This is a genomic window from Glaciimonas soli (assembly GCF_009497155.1).
Taxonomy (GTDB): domain Bacteria; phylum Pseudomonadota; class Gammaproteobacteria; order Burkholderiales; family Burkholderiaceae_D; genus Glaciimonas; species Glaciimonas soli.
The window spans coordinates 37,691-47,653 of sequence record NZ_WINI01000011.1 but is presented as its reverse complement, the minus strand read 5'-3'; the positions used below and the strand labels follow the sequence as shown (position 1 = coordinate 47,653).

At 48.6% G+C, this 9,963-nt stretch carries 7 protein-coding genes and 1 pseudogene; 4 read left to right on the top strand and 4 right to left on the bottom strand.

Annotated features, from left to right (window positions below; all coding sequences use genetic code 11):
* A pseudogene (locus GEV47_RS18455) lies at positions 1–256 on the bottom strand (hypothetical protein); the annotation flags it as partial.
* Complete coding sequence (locus tag GEV47_RS18450; protein ID WP_153236277.1) at positions 253–999, bottom strand: DUF3348 domain-containing protein; 747 nt, start codon at positions 997–999, stop codon at positions 253–255. The gene GEV47_RS18450 and the pseudogene GEV47_RS18455, both read right to left, overlap by 4 nt.
* A 546-nt stretch (positions 1,000–1,545) precedes the next feature.
* Between GEV47_RS18450 and GEV47_RS18445 the strand changes: the two genes are divergently transcribed.
* Together GEV47_RS18445 and GEV47_RS18440 are read left to right on the top strand one after the other, a co-directional pair.
* On the top strand, positions 1,546–1,980 hold the full coding sequence (locus GEV47_RS18445; RefSeq protein WP_153236276.1) for an S-layer family protein: 435 nt from the start codon (positions 1,546–1,548) through the stop codon (positions 1,978–1,980).
* A 304-nt stretch (positions 1,981–2,284) separates the two neighbouring features.
* On the top strand, positions 2,285–2,917 hold the full coding sequence (locus tag GEV47_RS18440; protein WP_153236275.1) for a carbonic anhydrase: 633 nt from the start codon (positions 2,285–2,287) through the stop codon (positions 2,915–2,917).
* Positions 2,918–2,994: 77 nt separating this feature from the next.
* Here GEV47_RS18440 and GEV47_RS18435 read toward each other — a convergent pair whose 3' ends face one another.
* Both GEV47_RS18435 and GEV47_RS18430 read right to left on the bottom strand, forming a co-directional pair.
* Positions 2,995–3,909, bottom strand: a complete 915-nt coding sequence (locus GEV47_RS18435; protein ID WP_153236274.1) for a substrate-binding periplasmic protein — start codon at positions 3,907–3,909, stop codon at positions 2,995–2,997.
* On the bottom strand, positions 3,902–6,253 hold the full coding sequence (locus GEV47_RS18430; RefSeq protein WP_153236273.1) for an ATP-binding response regulator: 2,352 nt from the start codon (positions 6,251–6,253) through the stop codon (positions 3,902–3,904). Before GEV47_RS18430 ends, GEV47_RS18435 begins: the two co-directional genes overlap by 8 nt.
* Before the next feature lie 200 nt (positions 6,254–6,453).
* On the opposite strand from GEV47_RS18430, the gene GEV47_RS18425 reads away from it, so the two are divergent.
* Both GEV47_RS18425 and GEV47_RS18420 read left to right on the top strand, forming a co-directional pair.
* A complete protein-coding gene (locus tag GEV47_RS18425; protein ID WP_153236272.1) occupies positions 6,454–7,086 on the top strand; it encodes a response regulator in 633 nt (210 codons plus the stop codon).
* A gap of 47 nt (positions 7,087–7,133) precedes the next feature.
* Positions 7,134–9,875, top strand: coding sequence for a TonB-dependent receptor (locus GEV47_RS18420; RefSeq protein WP_153236271.1), 2,742 nt, complete (start codon positions 7,134–7,136; stop codon positions 9,873–9,875).
* Positions 9,876–9,963: the final 88 nt, after the last annotated feature.

Sequence of the window (9,963 nt, the reverse complement as noted above, 5' to 3'; positions counted from 1 at the left end):
TTTGTAGTGAATTATGCACGTGGTCGAGCCAGCCGCCGAGAGCCGGCAGGTTTTCAGGAATCGCCGCCAGCGCGGCCGCCAATGTGGATGTCGCCTGACGAAACTGACGTAGTTCGAACGCTCCGAACGCATAGACTACGCCAATGACAGTCGTCATCGCCAGCGCCAGAAAACTGGAGTGGATAAATCCGACTCCGATCCAAACGACTCCAAGTGCGCCCAAGAAGAAGGCGACTGTAAATAAATGTTTATTCATTGCGTATCTTTGTTATTGAATGCTTCGATGAGTCCCATCGCCGGTTGTAAGCGAAGCTCCATTTCGGCCAGCAGCAGCATTTGCATGTCATTGGAAAAACGCGCCAGCCAGGCTCCGGCTTGCGTCCAACTGGCAGAGTTGTCTGCCTGCTGAGTATCAACCAGCATCTGCTGATGTGTTTTGTACAATTGCTCGAAACGTTTTTTAAGAAGCACCGGCACCTTCGAGAGCAATTTACTCTCGCGATCGCGCAGTATTCCTTCGAGCGCCGCGTCCAGGTCGGCAAGCTTTTTGAGCCTTGGCGACACCTTTGCAAGCGCTTCCCGGACATTGACCCGCAGGGGCTGAATGCGCAATTCCATGTCCCGTTGATGCGTATCATAGAACCGACGATACGGTGCGTAAGCCATGGCAAGGTCCATCGGCAGTTCTATGTGCGTCTTGTCCAAGTTAAGAGAGCAACTTTTCATGATCGAATTGATCAAGCTAGTCTGTATCCGGTGGAATTCGATACCGATCGCAGCACCCAGGGAAAATTGCACTTCGTACTGCATTTTCGGCGGACTCGCAATGCTGTCGCTGTGCACAGCAGACAGGGTGATCGCGTCGGTAAAATGAATCCACAGGCCTAGTTTTTCCGCAAACGCATTCTCGGGCTCGGCAGCATCCACAATGGCCAAGTCAGCGAGACAACGAATTAATTTTGAACTGTGGAAATTTGTACGCAGTGATACTCGCGTCATATGCAGTGCAATCAAAATCGAAAAAAAGCAGGAAGGCTAGCAGTTCGCACGGCTATTCGCATAAACACACGTTTTGGTCCTGCTCCAGCAAATCTGAGGCATTTTCTGTGGGCATTTTATGGCACTCGTGAGCTTGGGATTATATCGTGGAAGAGTAGGAAACTCAAACACTTAGGGAGTACAAGCAGTGCTTCCGCATGAAGATGCTTGCTGCGTAAGCCTTGCCGGCTGAGCCTTATGGCGGAATCCCCAGCATTGATGCATGCTCCACGATATCCCACGCGGCAAGGTCGTATACCTCGGTAAATTCGTCTACAAACTAACGGTAAATTTGTTTACACGAGCACTTGTCAAAAAATATGTACAAATATCCTGTTAAATTCGGAGAGCTATCGCATCTGTAAAGCAAATTCATCTACACCCAATATCCAGCAACCTTGTCAGGTAAATTTGTCTACAAATGAATCTGGGAAATAAGGCGAAGCGCCTAAATTTGAGTTCATCAGAAGACTGCAACAGTACACCTCAAGCGCGGCCTCACTGGGATTGGGCGACGGCATCGCGCCACTGGGACTGGCGACCGACAACACCATCAGTGGTGTGCCCACCGGGAACCAGAACGGCATCAATGGCGTGACCGCCGTGAACGGCAGCGGCAGCACCAGTGTGCCGGGTGTGGCCCGGGTGGTCGATGGCGCTCGCGCCGGCCTGGTCAACACCGTGTTGCCGACAAACGGTTTGTATTCTGTCCATCCGCAACCGAATCAGCCGTATCTGATCGCCACCGCCCCGCGTTTTACGCAATACGGCAATTTCATTTCCAGCGATTACATGCTGGGTCTGCTGGGCATCAATCCCGCCACGACGGAGAAGCGTTTGGGTGACGGCTTCTATGAAGAAAAATTGGTTTCCGATCAGGTCACCAATTTGACCGGGATGCGCTATCTGAATAGCTATGCCAATGCGTCAGCTGATTTTTGATACTGCGAATCCACTGTGATTACCATTCCGAAAATCATTGCTTCGCCGTCACTCACTTGATATGAAACGACCCATGACACCCTATCAATCGATGGAACTAGCGCCGGATTGCAACTTGCAGAGAGTCTTGGCCGGCTAGGTTTTTGGGCAATTCAGTCATCTTGAGAACATGGATCTATGCAAAATTTGAGAAGACCTCTACGCATGTTTATCTCTGTAGCAGCTAGTAATTCGGCCGGTGCAGCGGGCAAATTCAAGGAATTCAAGCGATAATGGCGTTCCGGAATCAGCTTCTAATTTCAATATGCGCGACATTATCAATGGTTTTCTCCGCTTTCAGCAGGACGTCTTTCCAGCACGCAAAGCGCTATTCAAGACGCTAGCGACTGGTCAAACGCCTAAAGCGTTATTCATTTCTTGCTCTGACAGCCGAATGGTGCCGGAGCTTGTCACGCAAAGAGAGCCTGGAGAGCTGTTCGTGATTCGCAATGCTGGCAACATCGTGCCATCGTTCGGTCCTGAACCAGGCGGTGTCAGCGCAACGGTTGAATATGCGGTGGCCCAACTGAAGGTAACGGATATTGTCATTTGTGGCCACTCTGATTGCGGCGCCATGACGGCAATCGCCACATGCGCATGTCTGGACCACATGCCGGCGGTCAAACACTGGCTGCACTATGCCGATGCCGCTCGGATGATTAATGAGTCTAAGAACCATGCGAACGAGAAGGACCGCATAAACGGCATGGTTCGCGAGAACGTTATTGCACAGTTGAACAATATCCGCACACATCCGTCAGTAGCCTTGGCTCTCGCTCAAGGTGGATTAACACTTCACGGATGGGTCTACGATATCGAGAGTGGCTCGATAGACGCGCTTGATGCCGCTACGAACAAATTCGTATCGCTGGCACAGCATCCCACAAGCAAACTCTAAACATTTATCTAATGTGGAAGGGACGCTGCTACAGCATTGGTTATCGTAGTATTGCGCAACAGATTCCGGTCCACAATCTAATGTAGTGTCTGCTTGATCACATCGCTCTTTATCAGTGAAGGGAAAAGCCAATATCGGGCATCAGTCGGGGTTTGCCTGGGTAAAAATGGGTTTTTCAATTGAATGATGTGTCGGTGACTGAGGTTGGCGCGTCGTATCGCTTCGCCGTTGTATTTCATGAAAATCCGGTTAAATGTGCCGTCATCGATCATGCGTTCCAGACCAAGTCGAATTCGCTCGGCCAATTGCGGGTTATTTTTATTCACGAAAAAATAATACGGCCAGGGATAGTAAATCAATAAATTTTGCTCCACTGCCAGATTCGGATAAATCTGGCGGCGTTGATCATATTCATTAAACACCTCGTTAATCCCGCGCGGAAAAAGATCAAAGCGGTCGTGTGCGGTCATGGTGAATAGCGCATCATAATGGGCAGTGACAACATTGATCTCATTGGCTTTCAACACACTTAAATCCACCCAGCCTATACCCATGCCCAGACTGAGTTTTTTGAGGTCGGTAATGGTGTTAACTCGTTCCAGGCTGCTTTGTTTTTTTTTATCGATTAACGAGATACGTAATCCTAACAATCCTTTGCGCAATGGGATGCGGATAGCAATGTATTTCTTTTCCAACTCTTCTGAGGTTGGACTCCAAACCACCGTAACAGAATCCCCCCGTTTTAATTCCACCAGCGAACGTGCTTCATTCATTTTTAATTTGGATGGGCCGACGCTGTATGCGCCGTACTCGCGCTTGGTTTTTTCCAGTGAAGTGGAGAGCAGTTCGATCAAATCATTGTGGCGGATATCGATACTCGAAGCTGAGGAGGGGTATATCACTGTCGTTTGGCAGCACGCGCTACCACTGAGCAGCAGGAGCAGCAGGTGCAACAAGCAACGCTGTGCCGACAAGTAAAGTCTGTTAATCATCGTTTTCTGCACGATTTAGTGACAGTTCGATTTCTGATCCGTCATTTTTCGCCTCACGCGGGAACAGTAGTCGGGCCAGGGCTTCTTTTAATTCATCATCGCGTATCGGTTTATGCAAAACCGGTAGTCCGGTGGATTTCAATTGTGTAATGCGTTTCGGAGAGGTGTCGGCTGTGATCAGCAGAGCAGGAATATTGGTATTAAATTCTTCCCATATCTGTGTCACCGCATCGGCGCCGTTTTCTTTGCCGCGCAAACGATAATCACAAATCATCGCATTCGGTAATGTTGGCGCCTGCATTAAAAGCTGTATGGCAGTTTTTATATCTTCCGCCATGATCACGATGCAACCCCATTGTTCCAGCAGACCGCGTGTTGCTTCCAGGATGAAGGCATCGTCATCAATCAGTAAAATCGTACATCCCTGGAAATCGACGTGGTTGTTCAAAGGCTGTATCGATAAATGGTCGACATTGATGAGTTGGGATAGTGTGAAGGTCACTGAAAACATCGAACCTTTGCCTTCCGAAGACGCAAGCCGCAGTGGCGCGGACAGGAGTTTGCTTAGCTGATCAACGATAGACAACCCCAGTCCCAAGCCCGCCTGATTCAAATCGGCGATGTCGGCTTTATAAAATTCGTCGAAGATTTTTTCCTGCTGATCCTGTGCGATCCCGACACCCGTGTCATACACGGCAAGTTCCAGTTTATGATCAGCACGCCTGCGGCAACCGACCAGTATCCGACCGGTTGAGGTGTAGCGGATCGCATTGGTCACCAGATTGCGCAATATGCGTTCGACCATTAACGGGTCGCTTTTTATCCAGGCCGAACTAGGTACCACTTGGAGTTGCACACCCTTGAAGCTGGCTTGCGGCGCGCATTCATGGCGGATGCGGTTCAAAACGGTCATGACAGGAAAATCGGATATCTGCGGCGCAATTAGTCCGGCATCGAATTTCGCGACATCTAGCAGAGAGACAAACATTTCATCGATAGACTCGGTACACCTTAAGACATTCGCTAATGGTCGCTGCGCCTGGATGGGTAATTCCAAATTTTTCAAGGTACCCAGAAATAGATGCAATGCGTGTATCGGCTGGCGCAAGTCATGACTGGCTGCGGCCAGGAAACGCGACTTAGCGCGGTTGGCGATTTCAGCCGCTTCTTTTTGCGCACTCAGTCTGGCAAGAAGCACGGTCTGTTGTTCGGCAATTTTTCTGTCGGTAATATCTTGGTTGGCCCCGAACAATTTCAATACTTTTCCACTGGCATGCCATTCGTTCTTAAACCGTATCAATACCCAGCGGATCTGATTATCGGTGCAAACTATCCGTGTTTCGATTTGCGACAAATAGCGATTATCGGTCGTGCTAATGGCTTGTTGCAGCATCTGCAGCACGGATTCGGCATCCTCGGGATGCAACAGGAGACCTGCAAATTTGGACAGCGACATGTGGTAGCCGCCAATTTGATGGGCGTCAGTACGATGCAAAGAATAATATTGATCGTTGAAAGTAAATTCGTCACGTTCGATGGAGTATTCCCAATAACCTAGTCGTGCAATTTTCAAAGCATAGGAAAGTGACGCCTCGCTCTCTTGCAATGCCGACTCGATGCGCATGCGTACCGCAATGTCCTGGCGCAATTCCTCTTCGGCAATCGAGCGTTCTTGCCGATATCTATTGATCGCATCCACCAGGATATCCAGCTCATCTTTGCTACGGTCACGCCGATCCAGAGCAATCGGCGTGATGGCATTTTGTTGCTGATTGTTGCTCGACTCGATGGCATGGGCAATCGATTTGAGATGGCGGGTCAGTAGCTGATGCATGATGATAAACAGGATGGCTGCCAGCACACCGATCTTGATCAGTTCTGACATGATCACTGCAATCATGTTATCGGTCATGACATCGCGCAGATCGTCGTAGGATTGCGTAATCCGTAAAGCGCCGATTTTTTTCTCATCGTCCGGCGACATCAAATCAACTGACCAGACCCGATCGGCGACGCCTTTGCCAGCGTCGCGCGAATATTGAGCAACGACTTTGTCGTTATCCACTACCTCCGCCCGAACAATCGTGCTGGTTAGCGTCATGCCTTTCAATGCGGCGGTAAGCGTTGCCTTATCAAATTCCCATAGTCCGCGGGCAATCACAGAAGCATTTTCTTTCACTGCGTTGGACGCATCATCATTCGCCGCAGAAAACATGCGATTGCGCTCATGGAATGCAGTCAAGGCCGACACCATCGAAAACATGATGAAAGTCACCGAAACGACAGAGATCAATATCTTTTGATTGAGGCTGAAATGAAGACTGAAATTTTTAGAGAAAGGCATGGAATTAGGCTGGGCGGCTAAAGCCCTTGTTCTTATTGCCTATAAGTAACATGCAAATATGACAGAGATATGAAAAGTGAAATAAACCACACCTATACGTAAGTACAGATTCAAGCCCGGGGTGGTTGCCTTACCATGGCGGCCATTCAAGCTTGAGCATAGTGCAGATAGTTGAGCGAAGTGCATTTTAAAGAATCGACATGACGCATTACACCCTGATAGTTGAAGACCATCCGCTGTATCGCGAAGGGCTCTCCGATACGTTGAGTTTAATTTTGACCGATACCGTGGTGCTGAAAGCATCCAGTGCAGAAGAAGGTTTATTGATGACCGACCATCTGCAGGATGTCCGATTGATTTGCATTGATTTGGGATTGCCGAAAATTCAAGGCGTCGATGCGGTGTCGATATTTAGAACTAAATTTCCGCGTGCTGTATTGATCGTGATCTCCGGGAATGAGCAGACCGAGTTGCACAAGTTGGCGTTGAAGCGAGGCGCGAATACGTTTATTCCCAAATCTGCATCATCAGATGAAATTGCTGCATTGGTGCATCGCGCCATGGCAGGGGAATGGCTGATGCCGCATGTGGAATTGGCTGAATCCAAGACGATGGCCCCCAGTCATGTGAAGCCGTTTTTGACTATGCGCCAAAACGAAGTGTTGCAGGTAATGGCCATGGGAATGAGCAACAAGCAAATTGCACGGCATATGAATTTGGCCGAGGTCACGGTCAAGTTGCATGTGACCGGGATATTCCGCGCCTTTGGCGCCAACTGTCGGACGCAAGCGTTACAGATTGCTCGCAAGTCAGGGTTATTACTGGATTCGTAATGTTTTTTTAGGTGTCGTAGCTGTCATAAACAATTAAAGGTACTCACGTGAAATTCAACCATAACATCATCACACAAACAGTCGATAAGTCAGGCGGATTCGGTTTCAAGCTCACGCCGTTAGCTAAAAGCATATTGATCATTTGCAGCGCATTTTGCGTAAACACGGCATTCAGCCAACCGATTTTGCCTGTAGATAATGACGCTGTAACCAGCGCGGAATCTGTTCCACCGCCAGCGGCAACGCCAGCGCCGGTAGCAACTTTTGCGTCACCTGATGCGGCGATAGAAGAAGTGATGGTATTGGGACAACGTGCCACGGTTGTCAACGCGATCAAGGCGCAAGAGAAAGCGCCGAATATCATCAACATGCTGACTGCCGATGAAATCCGCAAATTGCCAGATGTGAATGTGGCGGAAGCCGTGGCGCGCTTGCCAGGAATATCGTTGGAAACCGATACTGGCGAAGGGCGTTTTATTAATATTCGCGGTCTTGATTCCGACCTGAACAGTACGACATTTGCCGGTATGCGTCTGCCGCCTTCGAATCCTTCCTCTCCGCAGGGCAGTGGTCGTGCCGTAGCCATGGACGCCATCCCAAATGGCTTGGTCGGTTCAATTACAGTGACCAAGACTAATTTGCCTGAGCAGGATGCAGAGGCATTGGGCGGCTCTATCGAAATTAGCCCTAAAACTGCACCGCTAGATGGCAAGCCGTTTTTTGAAGGTCATATTGGTAGCGGTTATGAAAATTTGCGCGGCACCGGGATTACTGATCTGTCTGTGTCGATGGGTACTCGATTCGGCGGTTCCGGCGAAAACACCGGTGGCATTTCCAGTTATTCGGACCATCCTTTTTCAGTCGTGTTTACCGGTGCTTATTATGAGGATAGACGCGGTATTGATGACGTAGAAAATGCTTATATTGATGATGGTATTGCACCGGCCAAGGCATTGCCTGACATTGACATGCGCCGTTACCAATATCATCGTGAACGTCATGGGGTAGGTCTTGATCTGGGATATCAACCCGATGCCAATAACAGTTATTACATTCGGGGATTTGACTCCGGTTACACAGAGTCAAAAGAAAACAACCATTTAGTGATTAATCTGGATGGCAATCCAGTTGTGAACCCCAATGGTTCCATCACCGATACCGCTACCGGCAAAAAAGCGTTTCAGGCGGATGTGACATCTGAAAAAGAAAAAATCGACGACCAGGTATTCATGGTTGGTGGACAAAATAAATTCGATGGTGATGTACTCGATTATCGCTTAGGCTATACCAAAGGAACATACAATCAGCTGTACGATAATGTTGCAAAATTCAATTACGGCTCTAAGACAGGATCCGTTACCTACGATGATACGGGGCCGGGTAATGTGCCTGTATTTAGCGTAAATGGCGCCAATTATTTAAATCCGTCCAATTATGTGCTGGGCTCCTATTCTAACCAAACCCAGCTCACCACCGATCAGGAATGGTCATTCGCCACAAACTTAAAAATGCCGGTAAGCTGGGGTTCTTTTGATCAGGAAAACATTAAATTCGGATTAGACACACGCTTCAGAACACGCGATTCCGACAATCCATCTTACAGTTATCCAGGCATTCCAAAAATCCCATTGGCCAGCGTTGCGCCGGGCGGCAATACCAGTATGTATAACGGGCTGTACAATATCCAGCCGCTGGTTCAGACCGGCACTGTGAATAGTCTGCTGTCTTCTTACCAAACGACCCTGGCCAGCGATATACAGCAAGCGGAGCAGGCGCATCAACATGGCACTGAAAATGTCAATGCGGCGTATTGGCAGTACCAGATGAAGCAAGGTCCGCTAGGCGTGATCGCTGGTCTTCGAGTAGAAAATACCAATGCCAAATACGAAGCCAATATTGACGAAACCGATGCGGCAGGCAACGATGTCTATACTCCCGTTACGACTAGCCGTAATTACACCAATTTTTTTCCAAGCGCACAGGCGCGATATGAACTGGATAAGGATACGCTGCTACGGGCAACATTTTCTACCTCGATTGCGCGGCCAGGTTTTCAGCAGATTAACCCATCGGTTGTAGTCAGCGACTCGGACAATACTATTTCGACAGGCAATCCGAATTTGAAGCCAACTACCGCAAATTCGTTTGATCTGTCGTTTGAAAAGTATTTGCCGCACGCAGGGATATTGTCATTTGGCGTATTTGACAAGCAGATCAAAAACTATATCGTTGCGACTAACTACAATGAAGTTTTCCAGGACGGTAATACACAATATCCGGGCTTGTCCGGCGTAACGGCGGTCTCATCCTGGGTCAATACCGACTCTGGCTTTGCCCGAGGTATTGAAGTTAACTGCGTGGAAAAATTCAAAGGCTTGCCCGATTTCTGGTCAGGTTTTGGCATCAACGCAAACTATACTTACAATAATTCAGGAACGACAATTCATCCCGGCATAACGTCGATGCTGCCTTCTACATCGCGAAACAATGCCAACTTCGAAGTATTTTATGAACGCGACTCACTGCAATTACGTCTCGGAGCAAACTACGTGTCATCAAGTCTGTGGGCGATTGGCGCCAATGCGACGACACCGGATACGTTTGCGGATTCCCGTCTGCAGTTCGATTTCGGTAGTACGTACATAGTAAATAGTAATTATTCGATCTATTTTTCAGCCAAAAATATATCGAATACACCGCTGAAATTTTATGAAGGAACACCCGATCGTCCAATCCAGCGCGAGTTCTACGGGCGCACCTTCCTGGCAGGGTTGAATTTCACACTCTAGTCATATTGTTTATTGTTGTAAGCAGCAAATACAAAATCCATCAGTGCGACAAATTGATGGGTTTTGTTTTTTATAGATGCTAAGTGTG